At 72.5% G+C, this 22,714-nt stretch carries 18 protein-coding genes; 9 read left to right on the top strand and 9 right to left on the bottom strand.

The features are described from left to right. Window positions 1-28: 28 nt before the first annotated feature. Window positions 29-1,090, bottom strand: coding sequence for a hypothetical protein (locus ACVCAG_RS14835; RefSeq protein WP_440083663.1), 1,062 nt, complete (start codon window positions 1,088-1,090; stop codon window positions 29-31). A 797-nt stretch (window positions 1,091-1,887) separates the two neighbouring features. On the opposite strand from ACVCAG_RS14835, the gene ACVCAG_RS14840 reads away from it, so the two are divergent. Further along, the gene (locus ACVCAG_RS14840) at window positions 1,888-2,016 is read left to right on the top strand and encodes a hypothetical protein (protein WP_440083664.1); all 129 of its coding nucleotides are present in this window, start codon (window positions 1,888-1,890) and stop codon (window positions 2,014-2,016) included. A gap of 121 nt (window positions 2,017-2,137) precedes the next feature. Here ACVCAG_RS14840 and ACVCAG_RS14845 read toward each other — a convergent pair whose 3' ends face one another. From ACVCAG_RS14845 to ACVCAG_RS14855, 3 genes are read right to left on the bottom strand one after another with little or no spacing between them, the layout of a single operon-like run. Continuing rightward, window positions 2,138-3,577, bottom strand: coding sequence for an FAD-dependent oxidoreductase (locus tag ACVCAG_RS14845; RefSeq protein WP_440083665.1), 1,440 nt, complete (start codon window positions 3,575-3,577; stop codon window positions 2,138-2,140). Window position 3,578: 1 nt separating this feature from the next. Further along, window positions 3,579-4,139 (bottom strand): hypothetical protein, encoded by a 561-nt coding sequence (locus tag ACVCAG_RS14850; RefSeq protein WP_440083666.1) that lies wholly within the window; start codon window positions 4,137-4,139, stop codon window positions 3,579-3,581. Next, entirely contained in the window at window positions 4,136-4,432 is a 297-nt protein-coding gene (locus ACVCAG_RS14855; RefSeq protein WP_440083667.1) for a hypothetical protein, read from the bottom strand. Before ACVCAG_RS14855 ends, ACVCAG_RS14850 begins: the two co-directional genes overlap by 4 nt. A gap of 113 nt (window positions 4,433-4,545) precedes the next feature. Here ACVCAG_RS14855 and ACVCAG_RS14860 point away from each other — a divergent pair, with 113 nt between their 5' ends. The 3 genes from ACVCAG_RS14860 to ACVCAG_RS14870 all read left to right on the top strand — a co-directional run bounded on the left by ACVCAG_RS14860 (window position 4,546) and on the right by ACVCAG_RS14870 (window position 8,242). Next, a complete protein-coding gene (locus ACVCAG_RS14860) occupies window positions 4,546-5,181 on the top strand; it encodes a TetR family transcriptional regulator (RefSeq protein ID WP_440083668.1) in 636 nt (211 codons plus the stop codon). 94 nt (window positions 5,182-5,275) lie between these two features. Next, window positions 5,276-6,757 carry a cryptochrome/photolyase family protein gene (locus ACVCAG_RS14865; RefSeq protein ID WP_440083669.1) on the top strand — a complete coding sequence of 494 codons (1,482 nt, stop codon included), beginning with the start codon at window positions 5,276-5,278 and terminating at the stop codon, window positions 6,755-6,757. A gap of 303 nt (window positions 6,758-7,060) precedes the next feature. Continuing rightward, entirely contained in the window at window positions 7,061-8,242 is a 1,182-nt protein-coding gene (locus ACVCAG_RS14870; RefSeq protein ID WP_440083670.1) for an aromatic acid exporter family protein, read from the top strand. Between the two features lie 124 nt (window positions 8,243-8,366). Here ACVCAG_RS14870 and ACVCAG_RS14875 read toward each other — a convergent pair whose 3' ends face one another. Then, on the bottom strand, window positions 8,367-9,233 hold the full coding sequence (locus tag ACVCAG_RS14875) for an NmrA family NAD(P)-binding protein (RefSeq protein ID WP_440083671.1): 867 nt from the start codon (window positions 9,231-9,233) through the stop codon (window positions 8,367-8,369). A gap of 113 nt (window positions 9,234-9,346) precedes the next feature. On the opposite strand from ACVCAG_RS14875, the gene ACVCAG_RS14880 reads away from it, so the two are divergent. Then, on the top strand, window positions 9,347-10,279 hold the full coding sequence (locus tag ACVCAG_RS14880; RefSeq protein ID WP_440083672.1) for a cupin domain-containing protein: 933 nt from the start codon (window positions 9,347-9,349) through the stop codon (window positions 10,277-10,279). 251 nt (window positions 10,280-10,530) lie between these two features. After that, complete coding sequence (locus tag ACVCAG_RS14885; RefSeq protein ID WP_440083673.1) at window positions 10,531-11,775, top strand: ROK family protein; 1,245 nt, start codon at window positions 10,531-10,533, stop codon at window positions 11,773-11,775. A gap of 81 nt (window positions 11,776-11,856) precedes the next feature. On the opposite strand, the gene ACVCAG_RS14890 is transcribed toward ACVCAG_RS14885, so the two are convergent. From ACVCAG_RS14890 to ACVCAG_RS14905, 4 genes are all read right to left on the bottom strand, one after another. Continuing rightward, window positions 11,857-14,004 carry an alpha/beta fold hydrolase gene (locus ACVCAG_RS14890; protein ID WP_440083674.1) on the bottom strand — a complete coding sequence of 716 codons (2,148 nt, stop codon included), beginning with the start codon at window positions 14,002-14,004 and terminating at the stop codon, window positions 11,857-11,859. Beyond that, on the bottom strand, window positions 14,004-15,791 hold the full coding sequence (locus ACVCAG_RS14895; RefSeq protein ID WP_440083675.1) for an N-acetylglutaminylglutamine amidotransferase: 1,788 nt from the start codon (window positions 15,789-15,791) through the stop codon (window positions 14,004-14,006). Before ACVCAG_RS14895 ends, ACVCAG_RS14890 begins: the two co-directional genes overlap by 1 nt. Window positions 15,792-15,894: 103 nt before the next feature. Continuing rightward, window positions 15,895-18,432 (bottom strand): glutamate--cysteine ligase, encoded by a 2,538-nt coding sequence (locus ACVCAG_RS14900; protein ID WP_440083676.1) that lies wholly within the window; start codon window positions 18,430-18,432, stop codon window positions 15,895-15,897. Window positions 18,433-18,859: 427 nt separating this feature from the next. Further along, on the bottom strand, window positions 18,860-19,399 hold the full coding sequence (locus tag ACVCAG_RS14905; protein WP_440083677.1) for a hypothetical protein: 540 nt from the start codon (window positions 19,397-19,399) through the stop codon (window positions 18,860-18,862). Between the two features lie 240 nt (window positions 19,400-19,639). On the opposite strand from ACVCAG_RS14905, the gene ACVCAG_RS14910 reads away from it, so the two are divergent. From ACVCAG_RS14910 to ACVCAG_RS14920, 3 genes are all read left to right on the top strand, one after another. Continuing rightward, window positions 19,640-20,278 carry a class I SAM-dependent methyltransferase gene (locus ACVCAG_RS14910; protein WP_447189942.1) on the top strand — a complete coding sequence of 213 codons (639 nt, stop codon included), beginning with the start codon at window positions 19,640-19,642 and terminating at the stop codon, window positions 20,276-20,278. 219 nt (window positions 20,279-20,497) lie between these two features. After that, window positions 20,498-21,559 carry an MsnO8 family LLM class oxidoreductase gene (locus ACVCAG_RS14915; protein WP_440083679.1) on the top strand — a complete coding sequence of 354 codons (1,062 nt, stop codon included), beginning with the start codon at window positions 20,498-20,500 and terminating at the stop codon, window positions 21,557-21,559. A gap of 137 nt (window positions 21,560-21,696) precedes the next feature. Further along, window positions 21,697-22,659, top strand: a complete 963-nt coding sequence (locus tag ACVCAG_RS14920; protein ID WP_440083680.1) for an endonuclease/exonuclease/phosphatase family protein — start codon at window positions 21,697-21,699, stop codon at window positions 22,657-22,659. Window positions 22,660-22,714: the final 55 nt, after the last annotated feature.

The following is a 22,714-nucleotide window of genomic DNA, read 5'->3' on the forward strand; positions in this document are numbered from 1 at the left end:
TCCGCCACCTCGAAGTGTCGGACGGGCCTCAGGGCAGGCCGTTCCTGGTCTTGTAGTCGTTCCATACCCGCACGCAGTAGGCGTGGCGCCAGTCCCCGGAAGGCAGGTGGCGGCAGGCGTAGGCGGCGCTGATGCCTGCGGCGCCCCCGGTGGCCGGCGGCCTGTTCCTGGAGGCCGAGGGTGACGGCGACCTGGTGGCCGGCGTGCCCGTCCTGCCCGCCCGGGGCTGTGACCTGCCCTCCTGCCCCGTGGAACCCTGCGTCCCCGAGCCCTGTTTCCCCGGGCGCGGCCGCCCCGCCGTCCCGGCACTCCCGGCGTCCCCGCCGGTGCTCGCGGTGCGCCGCCCGGCGCCTTCGCCTCCCCGGCCTCCGCTCTCGCGCTCGGCGCCTCCGTTCGCCCGCCGGGCACCGGCCCCCGGCGCGGCGGTTCCCGCCCCGCCCGCCCCTCCCCGCCCGGCGCCGGCCCGCGCGGAGCCCTCGCCCTCGCGGTGCCGCCCGGCCCTCTTGGCCGGCTTCTTGACGGTCTGGGCACGCTCCACCCGCTCGACCCACTCGTCCCGGATGTTTCCGGCGTCGGAAAGGGCCCGTTCCGCCGGGAGCACTCGCTCCGGATCACGCCCCGGAACCTTCTTCCCGCCGCCGCCGGCCCCCGCCGCGCCCGGCCCCTTCTCGCCCCCGAGGACCTTCCGCTTCCCCGCCGGCGCCTTCGCGTCCGTCTCGGCCACCACCGGGGCCCGCGAGGGGGTGATCACCATGTCGCGCCCGGCGAGAAGGCGTTCCCCGGGAGACGCGGGCGACGTGCCGGCGATGGGCATCCCGCCCCACGGGGACCAGCCGGACGACCAGACGCCGACCCCCGCTGCGGCGAGGAATCCGGCGATCAGCGCGGGTCTCAGAAGCTGGTCGCGCGAGAGGCGGGCCCAGGGCCGCCGCCACGGGCTGGGGGGCGGGGGCATGGAGAACGGCCTGCTGTCGAGGTATGTCCAGGAGCGGCGGACCATCGGACGGGTGGCAGCGTCGTCCGCGTCGTCCGCGTCGTCCGCGTTGCCTGTTTCCTCGTCCTTCCGGTGCCGCGCCGGCCCACGTGGCACCGACGCCCCCTCCCCCTCGCACTCCCCCTCGCGCCGGCCGGGATCCGAGGGGAGCGCCGGTTCCGCGGGCGTCCGGGACTCCGGAAACCTCCCGGGTCGCGGAGGCTCGGCGGGCTCCGGAAACCTCCCGGGTCGCGGAGGCTCGGCGGGCTCCGGAGATCGTCCGGGTCGCGGAGGCTCCGAGGGCGCCGGAACGCGCCCGGCGCGCGAAGGTTCCGGAGGTTCCGGAAGGCGTACGGATCGCGGCGGCCCGGCCAGCTCCGGAGGCCCCGCGGAGCCGGGGAATCCGGCGGGGTGCGGAGGTTCGGCGGGACGTGGGAGCGGCGGGTCGGCGTACGGCATGCGCCCTCGCGGTCTCGCCTTGATGCCGTGGCCGTGAGTGCGATCGTGCTCACCGTGCATCTCGCCTCCCGTGTCGCGTCTGGCCACCCCACCCTGGCAAAATCACCCACTGTATGCGGCCCATGACAGTACGGTCTTACCGATCTGTTATCAGCAGCAGGCCGCAAAGATAAATAAATACGGTGAAAAACCGGCCTGACCGGTAGGAGGGGGCGCCACGTACGGACCGGGATCTTCAGGACTCGCGGGGCGGCGGGGAGAACGGCTCCCGGCGAGGGCGGCGCAACGCTTCATCGACTCCCGCCCGCACAGGGGGGCCGCTTTCCCGACGTCGTCGATCCGGGAGTTGTTCGCTGCCGACCACCGGTATCCGGGATGGGCCGAAGCGCCGCACCCTGCTCCGCGGCTGCGTCCGAAGGGCCACCGCGACCGGCGGCGGCGACGCCGTCCCCCTCATGACCGCTACGAACACCCCTGGCGACCGGCTCCGGCCCGACCACCACGGGCACAGCCCGAACATCCCCGGCGCGGCGGGCGTGAGGGCCGGGCTGGGCGCGTTGATGTGCGAGGGTGAGCACGAGTGAACGGACTCTGTCACTGATCTTGCGACGTGGGACATCGGTACCCGTGTCACGGCCTGATGGATCGGTGTGATCACGCGGCTCCGGTTGAGCGGCCGCCAGGCGCCGGCACGTGGCCCGACGGTCAGCGTCCGTACGCCTCCAGCAGCCGCAGCCACACCTCGGTGACCGTGGGGAACGCCGGAACCGCGTGCCACAGCCGGTCCAGCGGGACCTCGCCGACGACCGCGATCGTCGCGGCGTGCAGTAGTTCCGCGACGTCCGGGCCGACGAGCGTGAAACCGACGATCACTTTCCGGTCCTCGTCGACGACCATGCGGGCGTGCCCCCGGTAGCCGTCGGCGTGCAGGGCGGATCCGGCGACGGCGCCCAGGTCGTGGTCGACGACGCGGATGCGCACGCCGGCGGCCTCGGCCGCGGCCGCGGTCAGCCCCACCGACGCGATCTCCGGTTCGGTGAAGACCACCTGGGGCACCGCGCGCTGGTCGGCCGTGGCCACGTGTCGGCCCCAGCGGCCGTCCTCGACCGCTTCACCCCTCGCCCGCGCCACGATGACGTCACCGACCGCGCGGGCCTGGTATTTGCCCTGGTGGGTCAGCAGCACCCGCCGGTTGACGTCGCCGGCGGCGTACAGCCACCCGTCACCGACCGGCGCCCCGTCCTCCCCGACCACGCGCAGCGTGTCGTCCACCGTGAGCCAGGCGCCCGGCGTCAGGCCGACGGCGCCGAGGCCGATGTCCTGGGTGTTCGGTGTCCGGCCGATCGCCACCAGAACCTCGTCGGCCTCGACCTGCTCGCCGCCGGTCATCGTGATGCGCACCGTTCCGGCCTCGTCGCGGTGCACCGACGCGGCCTCCGCGCCGAGGCGTACCGACACACCGGCCTCCCGCAACGACTCGGTGACCCGCTCACCGGCGAACGGCTCGGCCAGCGGCAGCACACCGTCACGAGCCAGCATCGTCACCGAGGACCCCAGGGCGGCGAAGGCGGTCGCCATCTCCGACGCCACCACGCCACCACCGATGACCGCGAACCGGCCGGGGACCGCGCTCGCGGCGGCCGCCTCCCGGCTGGTCCACGGCGCGGCCTCGCGCAAACCGGGAACGTCCGGCAGCAGCGCGCCGCTTCCGGTCGCGATGACCACCGCATGCCGGGCCGTCAACGTGACCGGGACTCCGTCGTCGCCGGTCACCTCGACCACGTTCGCGGCCACGATCCGGCCCTGACCACGGTGCAGAGCGATCCCGGCCGACTCGAGCCAACCGACCTGACCGTCGTCCTTCCAGTGCGAGGCGAAGGAATCCCGACGGCCCAGCACCGCGGCCACGTCGAGACCACCGGTCACCGCCTCGCGCGCTCCCGGCAGCTGACGCGCGGCCCGCAACGCCGCCGCGCTGCGCAGCAATGCCTTGGTCGGCATGCAGGCCCAGTAGGAGCATTCCCCGCCGACGAGCTCGCGCTCGACGACGGCGGCGCTCAGCCCGCCCTGCACCACCCGGTCGGCGACGTTCTCCCCGACCGGGCCGGCCCCGAGGACGACGACGTCGTAGGTGTTGCCGTCCATGTCAGTTTCCCTTCGCGGCGCGGCCGAGACGGAAGGCCGAGATGAGGAAGAAGATGCCGCCGGGGATGGCGTAGCCGGCCGCGTTGGCCAGCGTCGGGTTGGGCGCGGAGGCACCGAGGATGAACGACGCACCGGCGAGTACGGAGATGCCGCCGCTGATGATCATCGGCCATTGGCCGCCCATCCCGCGGCGGGTGACACCCACGATCAGCTGGACCAGCCCGGCCACGATCGCCCAGGCGCCCCACACGCGCAGCACCGCCGGGATACCGGACGCGCAGGCGACGGCCACGCCGGCGGCGGTGATCAGACTGACCGCGACGTTCACGTACAGCAGGGCAGGTGAGCCGGTGGTGCGCGTCGCGCGGGCGTCGATGATGGCGGCGGCCACGTCGAACAGCGGGTAGAGCACGAGCAGAGTGACCGCGACCGGACCCAGTTTCGAGGCGGTCGTGAACATCGCGAGGGCCCAGACGATGGCGAACGCGAACCGGACGAAGTACAGCCGCCGCAGCGCGGACGCGGTCCCGGAAACATTGGGCGAGGCAGCGATGGTGCTCATGATGATCCTTTCGGTGGATGAGTGACGAGGAGAGCCGTTCGGCGCGTCCCGTGGTCGGCCTTCTCGATCAGGTGGGCGGCCAGGTCGGCGGCGACGGTCAGGACCTCGGCCGTCCGCGGCGCCGGCGTGGGACGCTCGACGGGAATCCGGGCCGGCGAGCCCAGGCCTTCTCCCGCGCCCAGGACCTGGCCGGCCACGTAGACCAGGGCCTCGACGTCGGGGTCGCCGCCGGCAGGCCGGCCGCGGGTGACCTCGGCTGTGCCGACGGACAGCGGGGCGGTGCGTACTCGCATATACGAACCACTGGAACAGCTCCCCACAAGACAGAACGTTCTATCGCGACACAGCATGGCAATCTACGGCGCGAACTGTCAAGACCGAACGTTCTACCTATTAGGATGGCGGCATGCGCAGCCAATCCGAAAGCCGGCCGTCCGAAGCGCGATCGCGGCTGCTCGGCACGGCCACCCGGCTCTTCTACACGGAGGGCATCCACGCCGTCGGCATCGATCGCATCGTCGCGGAGGCGCAGGTGACGCGGGCCACCCTCTACCGGCACTTCCCCGGCAAGGAAGACCTCGTCCTCGCCTACCTGAACGAGGCCGACCGGATGATGCGAAGCCAGGCGGACGAGGCCGTCGCCGCCGGGCTCCCGGCCGCCGACACCGTCCGAGCCCTCAGCGCGTCCATCGCTCAGGGCATCCGGTCCCCCGGCTTCCGGGGATGCGCCTTCCTCAACGCCGCCGCCGAGTTTCCCGACCCCGAGTCCCCGGTGCGCAGGGCCGTGCTCGTCCACCGCCAATGGTTCCTGGAAACCGTCACGGAACTGCTGGCCAAGGTCCGGGAGACGGGCGCCGAGCCCGCCGGCCGCCACTTCGTGATGATGCGCGACGGCGCCATGGCCGCCGGCTGCCTGTTCGACCCGACGCTGATCTGCGAGACCTTCCTGCACGGAGTCGAGAGGCTCCTGCAGGTTCATGCCGCCACCGGCGACGCCGGACCGGTGGGACCCGAAGACGCCGTTGACGCACCTGCACGTTGACCGGCCCTGTCGCTGACTACGAGGAGCCGTGTCGCACGCGGTTCGACCAGCGAGGCGCGGAGGAAGCGGCGCGCCGAGCCGCCAAGATGGCGACATGGGGGAACACGGCAGGCGATGGCTCTTCGCCGATCAGCTCGGGGACCACTTCCTCGACTCCGATGACCAGCCGGTGCTGCTGGTCGAGGCCAGGTCGGTACTGCGGCGGCGGCGCTACCACCGGCAGAAGGCGCACCTGGTGCTCTCGGCGCTGCGGCACCGGGCGGCCGAGCTGGGCGACCGCGCGCTGTTCCTGCGGACCGACACCTTCGCCGAGGCGCTCGGCCGCGCCGGCGGCCGGGTCACCGTCTGCGGTCCCACCAGCCACGCGGCCGACGCGTTCGTCCGGGGCCGCCCCGAGGTCACCGTCCTGCCCTCGCGCGGGTTCACCAGCACCGCGGAGGAGTTCGCCGCCTGGGCCGAGGGCAGGGGCGGCCACCGCCTGCTCATGGAGGACTTCTACCGCGACGCCCGGCGCCGCCTGGACGTGCTCATGGACGGCGACGAGCCCGCCGGCGGCCGGTGGAACCTCGACGCGGACAACCGCGAGCCGCCGCCCTCCGGAGGGCTGGACGTGCCCGGCCCGTGGACGGCCGAGGAGGACGAGATCGACGAGCGGGTGCGCCACGACCTCGACCGGTGGGAACGCGACGGCGAGGTGTCCTTCGTCGGGCGCGACGGCCCGCGCATGTTCCCCGCCACCGCCGCGGAGGCCCGCAGCGCGCTGCGGCGCTTCGTCGGCCACCGGCTGCCCGCCTTCGGCCCGCACCAGGACGCGATGCTCGCCGGCGACCCGTTCATGGCGCACAGCATGCTCTCGCCCGCCGTCAACCTCGGGCTGCTCGACCCCATGACGTGCGTGCGGGCCGCCGAGGCCGCCTACCGGGCGGGCCACGCCCCGCTCGCGAGCGTCGAGGGATACGTGCGGCAGCTCATCGGCTGGCGCGACTACATCTGGCACCTGTACTGGTACTTCGGCGAGGACTACCGCGACCTCAACCGGCTGTCGGCCCGCGCGGCGCCGCCCACCTGGTTCGAGGAGCTGGACGCCGGCGCCGTCGAGGCGCGCTGCCTGTCGTGGGCGCTCGCCCAGGTGCGCGACACCGGGTTCACCCACCACATCGTCCGGCTGATGGTGCTCGGGAACTTCGCGCTCCAGCGGGGGTACGACCCCGCGCGGCTGACCGACTGGTTCCACCGCTGCTTCGTCGACGGGTACGACTGGGTGATGGTGCCCAACGTGATCGGCATGTCGCAGCACGCCGACGGCGGCATGCTGGCGACCAAACCGTACGCGGCCGGGGGCGCGTACATCAACCGCATGAGCGACTTCTGCCCGCCCTGCCGCTACCGGCCCTCCCGGCGGACCGGCGAGGACGCCTGCCCGTTCACCGCGGGCTACTGGTGGTTCTTCGCCCGCAACCAGGAGTGGCTGGCCGCCAACCCGCGCACGGCCCGCGGCGTGCACGGCATGCGGCGGCTCGACGATCTGGACGAGGTGTGCGCCCAGGAGGCCGCACGCGGCGACGCACCCCCCTGACCCCGGCCCGCCCGCCGGTCCGGCGGGCGACACGGACACGGGGTCGAGGACCGCGAGTACGGCCGTCGGCGGTGAGATGGATCATGGCGCGGCTGGTCACCCCGACCTGCGGAAACACTGCCCAAGAGGTCGGTGTGTCGTTCGCCGTCCGCCAAGTGGTGGTCGCTGGTGCTGAGACCGGAAGGGTCCGCCGGGCCGACATCTGACGATCTTCCCTGCCTCTGATCGTCGCCGACCCGGCGTAGGTTTCCGGTCACCACATTAGGTAAAGGCCACATGGTGATTAACCGGAATATGAACTGGATGCGGACGACGATTCGCCGTGAGGTGCGGTATCTGCGTGGCCAGCTGGCCGGGCTGGGCCGGCGAGATTCCGAGCAGCGCTTCGAGGTGCGTCAGATCGCCAAGGCGACCCTGGCCGCGGTGCTGGCCTGGTTCCTGGCCGATCGGCTGCTGCCGCGCGAGACGGTGTGGATCGCCCCGGCCACCGCTGTGATCATGGTGCACGCGACGGTGTACCAGACACTGACCAACGGGGCGCGGCGGGTGTGCGCGGTGGCCGCCGGTGTCATCCTGGCCGGCAGCGTCGGCCACCTGATCGGCCTCAACGCCTTCAGCCTGATGCTGGTCGTGCCACCGGCGCTGGTGGCCGCACGCTGGCGGCGGATGGGCCGGCACGGCACGGACGTGGCGACCACCGCGGTGCTGATGCTGTCGTTCGGCGCCGCCTCCCAGGAGCGTTATCTGCTGGCCTATGTGGTGGCCACCGGCATCGGCGCGCTGTCCGGAGGAGTGGTCAACGCGATGCTGTGGCCGCCGCTGTATCAGCGCCGCCCCCATGAGGCGGTGCGCCGCCTGAGCGAGGAGGCCGCCGAACTGTTGGAGGCCGTGGCAGGCGGGTTGCGCGAGCGCTGTGATCTGTCGGACCTGCCCGGCTGGCAGCGCCACGCCGCCCGGCTGGACGCCCACCTGGCCCGAGCGAGTGCGGCCATCGCCGACGGCGCGGAAAGCCGCCGCTACAACCTGCGCCGCACCCGCGTCCACGAGACGAACGATGATCACGAAGGGCTGCTGGAGGCGATGAGCGAGATCGGCGTGCACATCCACGCCCTGGTGCGGGCGCTGGTTTATGCCGCCCAGCGCCGGCACCGCCACGCCGACGGTCCGCCGTGGATCAGCGACGAGTTCGCCCGCGACTACGCCGCACTGCTGGACCTGCTCGCCCAGGCGCTCCAAGCGCAGATGCGCACCGCCGATGAGCCCGCGAGGCTGAACGCGGTGATCTCCGCCGCGCTGGAGCGGGCCGGCGCGATCCAGGAACAGATGACCGAAGAGGTCCGCACCGGCCGGTTGGACCAGCCGCATGGCTGGGCCGTGACCGGAAGCCTGCTCACCGACGCCGAGCGGATCCTGACCATCTTGACCGCCCTGCACGCCACCACCGAAATCGCCGAGGCCGCCGATGTCGCCGATGCCGTGGTGTGAGGCCGGCCGCCCCGACGAACTCCCGCGGCGGCCCGGCCGGCGCGTACCGGATCTCAGCCGGTCGCAACGTCGCCGGCCTCGGGCTCAGCGCCGAGACCGCCCGGTGAGAGCCCTTCGGCCCAACTCACAGAGCGGTCTTCACGAGATGGCGCAGTGTCTCGCCAAGCTCTGTCGTACACGTGGATCGCCTGTCGCCTCCGGGCTGGAGGATGCCTCGCTGCTCGGCGTCGTACAGGCCGGCGAGCTCCTCGGCGAGCTGGGGCGGAACGCCCGCCTCCACCATCGTGCCGACCCATGCGGGCCGCGGGATGGTCACCACCGTGAGCGGCCTGCCGAGAACGGCCGCCAGCTCTTCGGCCACCTGCCGTTCCGAGTACTGATGACCGTCCAGATCGATGGCCTCGCCGGCCGTGGCGGGGGCCGTGAGGGATTCGGCGACCACCCTGCCGATGTCGCGTGTCGCGACCATCGGGACGGGCACATCGGCCGACGCGCCGAAGACCGGGTAGACGCCGGCCCCGAGAGCGGCGCCGAGCACCGTTTCGACCTTCTCCTGGAAATGCGACGAGCGAATCGCGGTCAGGAGCACGCCCGTCTCCCGCAGCCGGTTCTCCATATGGTGGAGCCAGCGGATGGGACCGGTGCCCTCGGCCAGCTCGGCCCCGATCGAGGACAGCATCACCACGTGCGGGACGCCGCTGTCCAGGACCGCCCCGGCGATCGAGTCGGCCAGCCGGCGATGGTAGACGTCGGCGTCGGCCGCCACCGGATCCGTCGGCAGCAGGACGAACGCCCCGCGGCAACCGCGGAACGCCTCCGCCAGCGCCGCCCTGTCGCCGAAATCGGCGACGGAGACCTCGGCTCCCGCCCCGATCCAGTCCGCGCTCCTGGCCGCGTCGCGGACCACGGCTCGCACCGGTTCCCCCTTGGCCAGGAGGTCCCGGGCCGCCGCCCCGCCCACGTGGCCTGTCACTCCTGTGATCGCGTACATCGGATGCCTCCGGTAAGTCGTCGAGGTGGGTCACGCCCCAGTGAACACGCACCAAAAGAGACGATCCATATTCCGTACGCTCACTTCCATTTCTGTCCGTCTAAACTGAGGTGGTGGATCCGCTCGCTGACCTGCTCGACGGCGTTCGTGCCCGAAGTGCGGCGTTCTGTCAGGCGATACTGGAACCACCGTGGTCGCTGCGGATCTCCGACGGTGCCCCGCTCGCCCTGGCCACCACGCTGCGCGGGCACGCCTGGATCACGCTCGGCAGAGGTGAGCCGGTGCTGATGCGCACCGGGGACGTGGCCATCGTCAAGGGGCCGGATCCGTACACGATCAGCGACGATCCGGCGACCGCGCCGGAGATCATCGTCCGTCCGGGCAACCGGCTGACCACCATGGACGACATCGACGTCACCGACGAGTTGCGGCTCGGGCCGCGCACGAGCGGACGCACCCCTGACGGGTCGGCGATCGTGGCCAGCGGGACCTACCAGGTCAGCGGAGACGTGAGCGAGCGGCTCCTGAACGCCCTGCCGGAGGTCGTGCTCGTGCCGCGGTCGAGCGAGCAGTCCCCGATCATGGAACTGCTCGCTCAGGAGGTCAACAGCGAAGGGCCCGGCCAGCAGGTCGTCCTCGACCGGCTTCTGGATCTGGCGCTGCTCGCGACCCTGCGCGCCTGGTTCGCCCGCCCCGAGGCTCAGGCACCCGGCTGGTACCGGGCGCAGAGCGATCCGTTGATCGGTCCGGCATTGCGGCTGATCCATGACGACCCGGCCCGCCCGTGGACGGTGGCCTCACTGGCGGAAAAGGTCGGCGCCTCGCGCGCGGCGTTCGCGCGCCGGTTCACCACCCTCGTGGGGGAGCCCCCCATGGCGTATCTCACCGGCTGGCGGATGGCGCTCGCCGCCGATCTGCTGCGCTCCTCCGACACCACGATCGACTCGGTCGCCCGGGACGTCGGCTACGCCAACGCCTTCGCGCTGAGCGTGGCCTTCAAACGAGTACGCGGCGTGTCCCCGAGCCGCCATCGGACGGGCGGGTAGGACGCACAGCCACGATCGCCGACGCCCTGCCCGCCACCTGCCCGCCACCTGCCCGCCACCGGCCTGAAGGTGGACATCTGGACGTCCCGGACCCACCGGCCGGGAGCAACGAGGAAATACTCCCGCGGCCACCGGCCGGTGTTCTCCTGGTGTGACAGGATCTGTTCCAGTGCTCGCGGTCGGCGTGGCCGCCCCGTCCCGCCGTTGCGGCGCGCAACGATGGCAAGCCCCGAGTCGTCAGGATCCCCACGATGCTGAAAGCCGGTCGGTCCCAGGAGGAGATCCGCCAGCACAACCTTGGCGCCCTGCTCCGGCACGTGCACCTGGGCGGCCCGCTCTCCCGCACCGAGCTGGCCGACCGGATGGGCCTGAACCGCAGCACGATCATGGGGCTGACCGGGGAGCTCACCGCGGCGGGTCTGGTCCGCGAGGAACTCCCCAAGGACACCGGCAGGGCGGGCCGGCCGTCGCTGGTGGTCCGGCCGGAGTCCGACCGGGTCTACGTGATCGCCTTCGACGTCCGGGTGGACCGGCTGGTCGCCGCCAGGGTCGGGCTGGGCGGAACGGTCCTGGACCGCAGGGAGGCGGTCCGGCCGCGCGCCGGGGCCGACCTCGACGACGTGGTCGGGACCCTCGCCGGGTTCGCCCGCCGGATGTACCGCGAGGCACCCCCGGACGCGGTGTGCGTCGGGGTCGGCGCGGCCTACTGCGGCATGATCCGGCCCGGTGACGGGATGGTGCGTTTCGGGCCGAACATGGGCTGGGTGGACCAGGCCTTCGGCACCGAGCTCGGTCTCAGGCTGGGGCTCGGGCTGCCGGTGTCGGTGGGCAACGAGGCCCACCTGGGCGCGCTGGCAGAGCACGAGCGCGGGGTGGGCGTCGGCTTCCAGAACCTGGTCTACCTGCACGGGGACGTCGGAGTGGGCGGCGGGATCATCGTCGGCGGCAAGCTGCTCGACGGCGACGGCGGGTACGGCTGCGAGCTCGGGCACATGATGGTGAACCCGTACAACGGGCGGCCCTGCGGGTGCGGCTCGCACGGCTGCCTGGAGGCGGAGGTCGGCGAGCAGGCCCTGATCGACGCCGCCGGACGGTCCTCCGAGCTGACCGGCCGCGAGGGCGTACGGGCCGTGGTGGACGCCGCCGGGCGCGGGGACGTCGCGGCCGCGGACGCGCTGCGCCGGATCGGCGACTGGCTCGGCATCGGGGTGGCCAACCTGATCAACCTCTTCAACCCCGGCCTGGTGATCTTCGGCGGGATGCTGCGCGAGGTCTATCGGGGCTCGGCGGCCCAGGTCCACAGCCGGGTCGAGGCCAACGTGCTGGTGATCTCCCGGGAGAGGGTGCGACTCCGCACCTCGGCCCTCGGCGACGACGCCACCCTGACCGGCGCGGCCGAACTCGCCTTCTCCGAGGTGCTGGCCAACCCCCTGGAGGCCCTCGCCCACGGCGCCGGCCGGATCGGGGCCGGGAGGGCACACCCCGCTCCGCGGTGACCGGCTCCCCCTCCGGTGGCGGAACACGACAGGTCCGATCGCGTGAGGCCCGGCCGGACAGGACCCGGTTCCGGAGATCCGTCACGCCCGGTCGGGGACCGCCAGGTGCCATCTGAGCCATTCGACGACGTTCTTGACGAAGGTCACCCGGTTGGCGATCTGCCGGATCTCGTGCCCCTCGTCCTCGAACAGCAGGAGCTCGCAGGGCACCTCGCGGGCCCGCGCCGCCTGGAGCGCCTGCTCGGCCTCGTACAGGGGGACGTTGGTGTCGCGGGCACCGTGCACGATCAGCAGCGGAGCGGCCAGCCGGTCGAAGGAGTGCAGGGGCGACAGGGCCCGCAGCAGCTCGCGATCGGCGACGGGGTGGCCGTACTCGCTGACGGCCGCCGCGGCGATCCACGGCTCGGTCCGCTCGTAGAAGGTCTCGAAGTCGGCCATCCCGCAGACGTCGACTCCGGCGCGGAAGAGACGCGGGTGGGTGACGAGGGCGGCCAGCGTCAGGTAGCCGCCGTACGAGCGTCCCATGCACGCGATCCTGGCCGGGTCGGCGAGGCCCGCCCGTGCCAGTTCCAGGGCGCAGTCGGCGACGTCGTCGATCGCGTCGAAGCGGAGGGCGTGGTTGTCGGCGTTGCGGAAGGCCCGCCCGAATCCCGACGAGCCGCGGATGTTCGGCGCGAGCACCCCGATCCCGGCGGCCAGCAGGTTCTGGAACAGCGGGTTGAAGGTGGGCCTTTCCTGACTCTCGGGACCGCCGTGCAGGTAGACGACGAAGGGCGCCGGACCCCGGGCTCCCGGGACCCGGTAGAGCCAGCCGGTCAGCTCCATGCCGTCGCGCGCCTGGAAGCGCACCAGCTCCGCGCCGGCCGCGCCGGGGATCCGCCCGGATCCCGCGATCCGCCGGTAACCGCCGGTCTCCAGGTCGCAGAGCAGCACGTGGGAGGGGTGGCCGGGCCCTTCGGCCGCCAGGACGGCCAGGCTGCCGTCCAGGGACACCCTGATCGAGGACACCACCTCGGCGGGCAGGGGCGGGAGCGGGCGCGTCTCGCCGGTGGCCGTCTCGATCACCTCCAGCTCCGACCGGCCGGAGTCGTTCCACACCAGGACGGCGAGACGGCCGTCGGCGCTCAGCGCGAACTGGTCCAGCTCGGCGTCGGGACGCTCGGCCAGCACGACCCCCGCCCCGTCCTCGCCCACCGCGACCAGCGCGGCCCGGTCGCGGCCGACGTCGGACAGCAGGTAGGCGGTCGTCCCGTCGGGAGAGAGGATCCCGTAGTCGGTGGTGCCGGTCAGCCCGGCCAGCAACGGCCGCTCCCCGTGGCCCGGCAGGTCGCCCGCGGCCTCGTCGGGAAGGCTCGCGGGAAGGCCTGGCGGGACGTCGGAGAGATGGCCCGGGGGAAGATCGAAGCGCATTCCGGCGGGAGGGTCGGCGGGAAGAGCGGGCGAGCCGTCGGCGAGATGGCCCGGAGGAAGATCGAAACGGATCACGGCGGGAAGATCGACCGGAACCCCCTCCGGCGGGCCCGCGGTGAGATCTCCCGGATGGGCCAGTCCGGAGACGAGACCTCCGGGGTGGGAGTCCGCGGGGTCGCCGGGGAGGGCCGGAAGGTGGCCGGCGGGATCGCCGGGAAGGGCTGGAAGATCGGCCACGTACATCCGGCGCACGCCGCGCGGGCCGCGTCGCAGCAGCATCCGCCGGTGGTCGCGGCTGACCGCGGCCGGCTGCAGGAGTGCCCCGCCCGCGATGACCTCCCGGCTTCCCGAGGCCGCGTCGATCAGCACCGCGTCCGTACGGCCGGAGGAGGAGACCTCCGCGACGAGGAGGACCTCTCCCTGGCCGGTCCAGCGCACGAACGACGCCGATCCGCCCTCGGGCGCGGCCAGCGGGCGCAGGTCGCCGCCGTCGGGCCGCACCGTCCAGACCTGCGTGTGCTCCCCGCCGCCCGGCACGACGAGGACGGCCAGGCGCCGGGCGTCGGGGGACCAGCTCACGTCGGCGACGGGCTCGGGTCCCGTGTCGACCGGCCAGGCCTCCGGGTCCTCCCCCGGAAGCCGCCGGAGGCCCTCCAGCTCCGCGCCGAGGGGCTGGATCCAGACGCGCGGCGAGCCGTCCCGGTCGCCGACGAAGGCGACGGCGCTCAGGTCGGGCGCCAGCGCGGGCGCCCGGCAGCTCCAGGCGGTCAGGCCCGTGCCCATCGAGGGGCGAGAACGGGCGCCGAGAATTTCGGTCATCAAACTCCTTGTGCCTGCAACCACAGCTCCAGGAGTCCGAGTTGCCACAACGCGTTGGCACCCAGGGTAGTGCGGTGTTCGTCCGGTGCCGCGAGCAGCTTGTCGACGTACGGCTGATCGAACAGCCCCCGGGACCTCGCGGTCCGACCGGTCAGCGCGTCCCTGACGAGCTCCAGGAACGGGCCGTGGATGTGCTTGATCGCGGGAACCGGAAAGTATCCCTTGGGCCGGTCGACGACCTCGGCGGGCAGCAGCTTGCGGCCGGCGCTCTTCAGGACACCCTTGCCGCCGGAGGCGAGTTTGAGCTCGGGCGGGCAGGCCGCGGCCAGCTCGACCAGTTCGTGGTCGAGGAAGGGGGTCCTGGCCTCCAGGCCGAAGGCCATGGTCATGTTGTCCACGCGCTTGACCGGGTCGTCGACGAGCATGACGTTCGTGTCCAGGCGCAGCACCGCGTCGAGCGCGGTGTCGGCGCCGGGCCGCGCGAGGTGGCGCCGGACGAAATCGCCGCTGACGTCCTCGGCCGGCATGTAGTCGGGCGACAGGATCGCGCCCAGCGTCCCGTGCGAGCGGTCGAAGAACTCCCTTTCGTAGACGGCGGCGGCGTCCTCGCGCGACACGCCGGCGAGCGGCGGGTACCAGCTGTAGCCGGCGAACACCTCGTCGGCGCCCTGGCCGGACTGGACGACCTTGACGTGCTTGGAGACCTCCTCCGACAGCAGGTGGAAGGCGACGCAGTCGTGGCTGACCATCGGCTCGCTCATGGCCCGCACCGCGTGCTCCAGGGCGGGCAGCAGCCGGGCGTCGTCGATGGGGATGCGCTGGTGATCGGTGCCGAACTCGGCGGCGACCAGGTCGGAGTAGGCGAACTCGTCCCCCCGCTCCCCTCCCGCCGAGGAGAACCCGATGCTGAAGGTCGACAGGCCCGTCTGTCCCTCCTCGGCCAGCAGCGCGACGATCAGGCTGGAGTCCAGGCCTCCGGAGAGCAGCACGCCCACGGGCACGTCCGCGACCATGCGCCTGCGTACGGCCGCCCGCAGCCGGTCGAGCACGACCTCGCCCCACTCGTCCGCGGTCAGCCCGGCGTACTCGGGCAGGGCCGACCGGGTGTAGGGCGGCTGCCAGTAGAGGTGGTCGGTGACGGTTCCGTCGGGCTCGACGGTGCGTACGGTGGCCGGGGGAAGCTTGCGCACCCCGGCGAGGATGGTGCGCTCGGCGGGCACCACCGAGTGGAAGGTCATGTAGTGGTGCAGTGCCACCCGGTCGATGCCGGTGTCCACCCCTCCCCCGGCGAGCAGCGCGGGCAGCGACGAGGCGAAGCGCAGCCGCCCGGCGTCCTGGGTGACGTACAGCGGCTTTATCCCCAGCCGGTCGCGGCCGAGCGTGAGCCTGCCGGTGTCGCGCTCGGCGACCGCGAAGGCGAACATGCCCTTGAAGCGGTCGACGCAGCCGGTCCCCCAGCGGTGGAAGGACTTCACCAGCACCTCGGTGTCGGAGGTGGAGAAGAAGCGGTAGCCCAGGCCCTCCAGCTCCTCGCGCAGCTCGCGGTAGTTGTACAGGCACCCGTTGAAGACCCCCGCCAGGCCGAGGTCGCTGTCCACCATCGGCTGGGCGCCCCGGTCCGACAAGTCGATGATCTTCAGGCGCCGGTGGCCGAGGGCGACCGGCCCCAGCGACCACAGGCCGGCCCCGTCGGGCCCCCTGTCGTGCATCACGTCACTCATCCGGGCCACGGCGGCGACGTCCGCCGGGCGGCCGTCGAACCGGAGCTCACCGCTCAGACCACACATCGAAACCCCCCGGTGACCGGCTCGGGCCGGAGCCCGTCGCCCAGATCACACATCTCGCACGTCTCACACATCTCACGCATCGGTGACCGGTCCACGCCTGAGCTCACCGCTCAAGCCGCGCACCGGCGGCCCTCCTCGGCAACCAGGTGTCCTTGGAACCACCCCCCTGGGAGGAATTGACGATCATGCTGCCGGCCGGGGCGACGCGGGTCAGCGCCGTCGGCGGCACCGTCGCCGTCTCGCCGGAGCAGACGAAGGCCCGCAGGTCGACCACGCGCGGGCGCAGCCGCCGCCCGTCGAAGGTCGGGTGCGTCGACAGCCGGACCGTCTCCTGGGCGACCCAGCCCTCGGGCGCGGTGAGGATCGTCTTCCTGACCCGCTCGAGCTCCTCGGCGGAGGCGTCGGGGCCGACGACCACGCCCTGCCCGCCGAACCCGTCCACCGGCTTGACGACCAGCTCGGCCAGCCGGTCGAGCACCTGCTCCCGGTCCTCGTCGTCCCGGCACAGGTAGGTGGGGACGTTGTCGATGAGGGGCCGCTCACCCAGGTAGTACTCGATGAGGCGCGGCACGTACCGGTACAGGCACTTGTCGTCGGCGACGCCGTTGCCCGGCGCGTTGGCCAGGACGAGCGCGGAACGCTCGACGGCGTCCATGATCTCCAGCCCGAGGCGGCCGCCGAGCAGGTCGCTCTCGTCGATCCTGCGGTAGAGCACCTCGATCCTGCGCCCGTCGATCTCCAGGTTGCCGTTCCTGAAGGACAGGTCGGCCGGTACGGCCAGGACCACCCCCATTTCCTCGGCGAGCATCTTGTGCTCGTAGTAGGCGGAGTCCTCGGGTCCCGCCGAGACCACGGCCAGAGCCGACGGATCGCCGGAGCCCGCCGCGAGCAGTGCCTCCCGCAGCGTCCGCAGGCCCTCCCCCGGGTCGGCGAGCTCCTCGCCGCGGACGAGTTCCGGCATCAGCTCGGTGATCAGCCGCCGGTTGGTCACGGCGTACCCGAGGCCCGAGGGCACCCGCAGGTTGTCCTCCAGCACCGCCCAGCGGCCGACGTTGTCGCGGACCAGGTCCAGCCCGGCCACGGCACAGCGCACGGTGCCCTGCGGCACCCTGCGGCCGGGCCTGCGGTAGCCGGGCGACTCGTCGACCACCCAGGCGGGGATCGTGCCGTCCCTGATGATCTCGCGCCCGTCGTAGACGTCGTGCAGGAACGCCTCCAGCGCGCGCACCCGCTGCGGCAGGGCCCGCTGGATCTCGGCCCACTCGCCGCCCTGGACCAGGCGGGGGACCAGGTCGAACGGGTAGATCCGGCTCTCACCGCCGCCCTCGACCTGGAAGGTCATGCCGTTGCGGCGCTGGTAGGCGTCGCGCTTCTCCTCCCGGTCGCGCAGTCCTTCCACGCCCAGGCGGTCGAGGACCCGCAGCACCGGCTGGTAGGACTCGCGCACCGTTCCCTCGATGATCGCCTCGTCGCCGGGGGCCTCGTAGCCGTCGAGGAGACTGGTGTGCATCCTCGGCGTCGGACCGCCGAAGGCGGTCTCCCACTCCTCGGAGCGCGTCTCGGCGATGACGAGGTCGACCACGTCGGACAGCCGGCCGCTGCGGGCGTACGCCTCACGCTGGCGGGCCGAGGAGCTTCCCCGCGCCAGTGACTCCCGGGCCAGGGACGTGACGAGCTCCCAGTCGCCGCACCGCTCCAGCTGCGGGCGCAGGCCGTCGATCATCCGCCGGATCACCTCGCCCGCGGGCGCCGGGGTGCCGTCGACCGGGTCGACGAGGTCGCCCTCCAGCCCGGAGCGCGACGCCCGCCACGACGCGGCGCGGACCATCTCCAGCCGGACCGTGCGCTCGGGGCCCTTCTGCGCCGCCTCCAGCTCCCTGGCCACCAGCGCCCTGAACAGCCCGGCGATCAGCACGATGTCGCCCACCCGGGGGCAGGCGTCGCAGACCCGCAGCTCGATGGTGGGCAGGTGCGCCGAGGGCCGGATGTCGAAGTAGATCATGCCGGGGTCGGTGATCACCCCGGAGGCGACGAGCTCCCGCACCACCTGGTCGTACTCGGCGGCCGACTCGAACCTGGGCACCGGACCGGCGGTGGGCCAGCGCTGCCACAGCAGCGGGCGGTAGCTGGCGTACCCGGTGTCGGATCCCAGCCAGTACGGCGAGCTGGAGCTCAGGGCGAGCAGCGGGGGGATCCAGGGGGCCAGGCGGTGGGCGACGGCCACCGCCAGGTCGCGATCCTCGACGTCGGCGTGGAACTGCGTCCCGCAGATCAGCTGCTCGCGGGTGAGCAGCTGGTAGTCGGCGAGCATCTGCTCGTAGCGGGGATCAGGGGAGATCTTCAACGCCTCCAGATCCACCAGCGGCACGCTTCCCGCCGCCACGATTCCCAGGCCGAGGCCGTCCGCCGCCTGGATCACCGTGCGGCGCAGCGCGGTCAGGTCGTGCCCGAGGTCCTCCAGGTGCATGAAGGGCCTGCTGTTGGCCTCGACGACCGAACGCTGCAGCTCGTGGGTGAAGCGCTCCGCCGGCAACTGCTCGAGCAGGACACCGGCTCGTGGGACGAGGTGCCGGGTGTCGACATCGACGACGTGGAACTCCTCTTCGACACCGACCGCGATCGGCCCCGCCAGACCCGCCATTTCATCACTCCTGAAGTACGCCGGTTCATGGGGTTTTTTGTTCTTTGCCCGAAAAAAGGAGTTCCGCACTTCACGAGGCACTTTGTGGAAAAGTGAAACCGTGAGGTCGCCCCCTGTTCGGACAGACCCGCTTCCCTTTCGGCGCGCGGACTCACCTCTTTCGGGCAGGAGATATCAAGCGGGTTTCAAAGAGGACGTCGACGGCCACCGGCGACGGGACGGGCCTCTCCGGCGAAACTCCGCCCGAGCCAGGACGCGACCCCGTCACGCCCGGCCCGGTGTGATCACCACCGACCCCGCCACGCCCGGCGTGACGATCCCTTTCCCCGGCCACACCCGGCTCGGCGTGATCGCCCCTGACCGCGGCGGGAACCAGGGCCGGGCTCCCCGTCACGCCCGGCCCGGTGAACGGAGCCCACGCGGGCGGCTACCCGGCCGGGGAGTCGTCACGTCCTGACGGCCCGGCGTCCGGCCGCTCCCGGGCCGGGGAGGCTTCGGAGGGGCCGGGCGAACCCGGCGGGTCCGACGGGCCGGATGGGCCGGGAAGCAGCTCGGCCCCGTCCCGCCGCGACTCGATCATGCGCGGTGGCCGGGGCGCGTCTTCCGGCGGCGGCCCGAACGTGTCGGGAAACGCCCGGACCCCGAGCGCCTCCGGACGATCGTCCGACGGATCGATGAGCTGCCGCACGGGCGGGCTGTCCAGGAACGTGGAGACCGCGTCGACCACCCCCTCCCCCAGCGGGCGGAACGCGTCGACCACGGCCTGGGCGGGCGGGCCGAGGCGGGTGCCGACCTCCTGGAGGAACTCCTCCAGGACCTGCGGCAGCGGCGGCACCGGCAGACCGAACTGGGGCTTCGGCCGCGCCTTCTCCGGCGGCGTCCAGCGCATCGAGTCGTCGCTCATGGCGAGCCATTCGTCGACGGCGCCGTCGATGGAGTCGAGCACGTGATCGGAATCGTCTGGCATGGCGGCTCCCCTCATGACCGGGATCCGATAAGACGACGGTACCTCGCCTCACCTCCCCCGGGCAGGGGCGGGTGGGAACCGTCTCCGCGGTGTCGTTTCCCCGATCACCGGAACGGCGGCTGTACAGCGCTGGTACGGCGGTGATACAGCAGTGGTACGGCAGCCGTACGGCGGCGGAGGCCCGATCATCAAAGCCAGTTAAACTGGCATAACCCCCTCAACTGGGGGAATAAGCTGTCGATGCTCTCTCAAACTCGTCCTGCCGGCAGTGACACGCTCACCTTCCTCGGCGCGATCATGCGTAATCCCCACCAACTCGGGGCGATCGCTCCCAGCTCGAAGGCCGTCGCCCGGCTGGTGTCCTCGATCGTCCCCACGACCCCCGGAGCCGTGGTCGTCGAACTCGGCGCCGGCGGCGGAGTGATCAGCGACGCGATCCGCGACCGGCTGCCTCCGGGGGGACGGCAGCTCGCCGTGGAGGTCAACGAAGGCATGGTGGACCACCTGCGGCGCAGCAGACCCTGGCTGGAGGTGATCCCCGGCGACGCGGGCGATCTCGGCAAGCTGCTGCGGGAGGCCGGTCTGTCCCACGCGGACGCGATCGTCTCCTCCCTTCCCTGGACCCTGTTCGAGGACGCCCAGCAGAAACGCGTTCTGGAGGAGATCGCGGCCTCACTCACCCCCGGCGGCGCCTTCAGCACCATCACGACGCTGACCGTGATGCCGTTCCGGCGCTTCCGGCACTTCCGCGGTCTCATGAACAGCACGTTCACCACCGTCGACACCCTGGGCCCGATCTGGCGCAACGTACCGCCCGCCCTGGTGTACACCGGAGTCGCGGCGAGTGATCGGCTGGCCGGGGAGACGGCCGGCGGCTGAGCGGCCGGCGGGCGACCTGCCGGGGACACCGGCGGCGAATGAACGGCCCGCCGGGATCCACCGGCGGGTGGAGGGCGAGTGCGCCCGCCTTGGTGCGATCGGTGCGAGGGCGGGCCTCGTCGCGATGGCGGCACCGCAGACCGGTCTCGCAGGCTCATGCAAGATCGAAATCAGGCGGTAAACAGAAATAAACCTCTGTCCAGCCTGGTTGCCGCCTACATGGCTGATGACGACAACATCCGCGGGACGGCCCGCGGCTCCTCCGAGGTGCCCCTGTCGATCCTCGAACTGGCGACCGTCGGTTCGGGGGTGACGCCCACCGAGACCCTGAAGGCGAGCACCGAGCTGGCCGGGCGCGCGGAGGAGTGGGGTTACCACCGGATCTGGGTGGCCGAGCACCACGGCATGCCCTCCGTGGCGAGTTCCTCGCCCGCGGTGTTGATCGCCCATCTGGCCGCCGCGACCAGGAGCATCCGGCTGGGGTCCGGCGGCGTCATGCTGCCCAACCACGCCCCGCTGGTCGTCGCCGAGCAGTTCGGCACCCTGCACGCGCTGCACCCGGGCCGTATCGATCTCGGGCTCGGCCGGGCTCCCGGCACCGACCCCGCCACGGCGAGGGCCCTGCGCGGGCGGCACGGTCTGGACGCCGACGACTTCCCCGAGCAGCTGGCCGAGCTGACGGCCTTCCTGGACGGCGCGTTCCCGCAGGGCCACCCGCTGGAGCGGGTCGTCGCGGTGCCCCGCTCGCCCGAGTCGGGCCGCCCGCCGATCTGGCTGCTCGGTTCCAGCGGCTTCAGCGCCCAGCTCGCCGGGATGCTCGGCCTGCCGTTCGCGTTCGCGCACCACTTCAGCGGGAACAACACCATCCCCGCCCTCGAGCTGTACCGGTCGTCCTTCGAGCCCTCCGCCGTCCTCGACCGGCCGTACGCGATGATCGGCGTCTCCGCGGTCGCCGCCGAGACCCCCGAGCAGGCGCTGCGCCTGGCCCGCTCCGGCGGGCTGTCCATGCTGCGGCTGCGGCGCGGGGCCCCGCAGCCGATCCCCACGCCCGAGGAGGCCGAGAACTACCCGTACAGCCCGATGGAGCGGGACTTCCTCGACGACCACCTGTCCAAGGTGGTGCTGGGGGACGCCGCCGGGGTGCGGCAAGGGCTGGAGGATCTCCGCAAGCGCACCGAGGCCGACGAGCTGATGATCACCACGATGGTCCACGGCACCGCCGACCGGGCCCGCTCCTTCGAGCTCATCGCCCAGGCGTACGACCTCACCGGCGGCTCCTGACCCGGGAGCCCGCCGCCTCCGCCGGCTTTCGTCCCTGTGATCCGGCGAGGGCCGCTGGACCGGATATCGCCCATCTGCGCCGGTAAAGACGTAGATCTCCACCGAATCTGCACAGAAGACCGTTACGCTCCGGGTGCATGATCAGATCGAGATGGGTGGACCTGCTGGTCTGGCCGGCGGTGCTGCCGTTCGCGGCCTGGGCGGCGCTCAGGGCCGGCGGGTGGACCCCGCTCTGGCAGTGGGTCGCCCTGGTGGCGTTCACGCCGTACGTGGCGGCGGCCTCGGCGGTCCCGCTGCTCCTGGCGCTGGGACTGCGCCGCTGGGCGGCCGCGGCCGTCGCCCTGGTCACCAGCGCGGTGCTGGCGACGGCCGTACTCCCCCGGTACTTCGGCGACACGGATCAGCCCGCCGCCGACGGGGGACGGCTGCGGGTGCTCGCCGCGAACCTCGCCGTCGGCGCGGGCGACACCGACGTCCTGATGAGGCTCGTGCGCTCCCTCGACCCGGACGTGCTGGCCCTCCAGGAGGTCACCCCGGCCGCGCGCGACCGTCTGGAGGCGGCCGGGCTGCGCCGGCGCATGCCTCACGTCGTGGACCGCGCGGTCGACGGGGTGTGGGGCTCGGGCATCTACTCCAAGCACCCCGTCACCGAGAAGCCGCTGATCGCGCTGGGCAGGTTCCGGCAGGCGCGCGGGGTGGTCAAGCACCCGAGCGGCCACGAGATCGAGGTCGTCTCGGTCCACCCCTGCGCGCCCCGGTACGGCGACAAGGTGCCGTGCTGGGACCAGGGGCTGCGGGCGCTGCCCAGGGCGGGCGGGCAGCTGCGGGTGCTCGCGGGCGACTTCAACGCCACCCTCGACCACCGGCTGGTACGCGACCTGCTCGACAGCGGCTACCGCGACGCGGCCGACGTCACCGGGCACGGCCTGACGCCCACCTGGCCGCAGCAGGGCTGGGAACCCGTCCCCGGGGTGACGATCGACCACGTGCTCGCCGACTCGCGCATGGCGATCAGGAGTTTCGGCGTCCACCGCCTCCCGGACACCGACCACCGCCCGGTCTTCGCCGAGCTGGGTCTTCCACGCTTCACGAAGCGCTGAACCCGGCCCGGGACCGGCCCTGGACCGGCCCTGGACCGGCCCGCCTCACGGCCCG

Source organism: Streptosporangium sp. G12, from assembly GCF_052983175.1.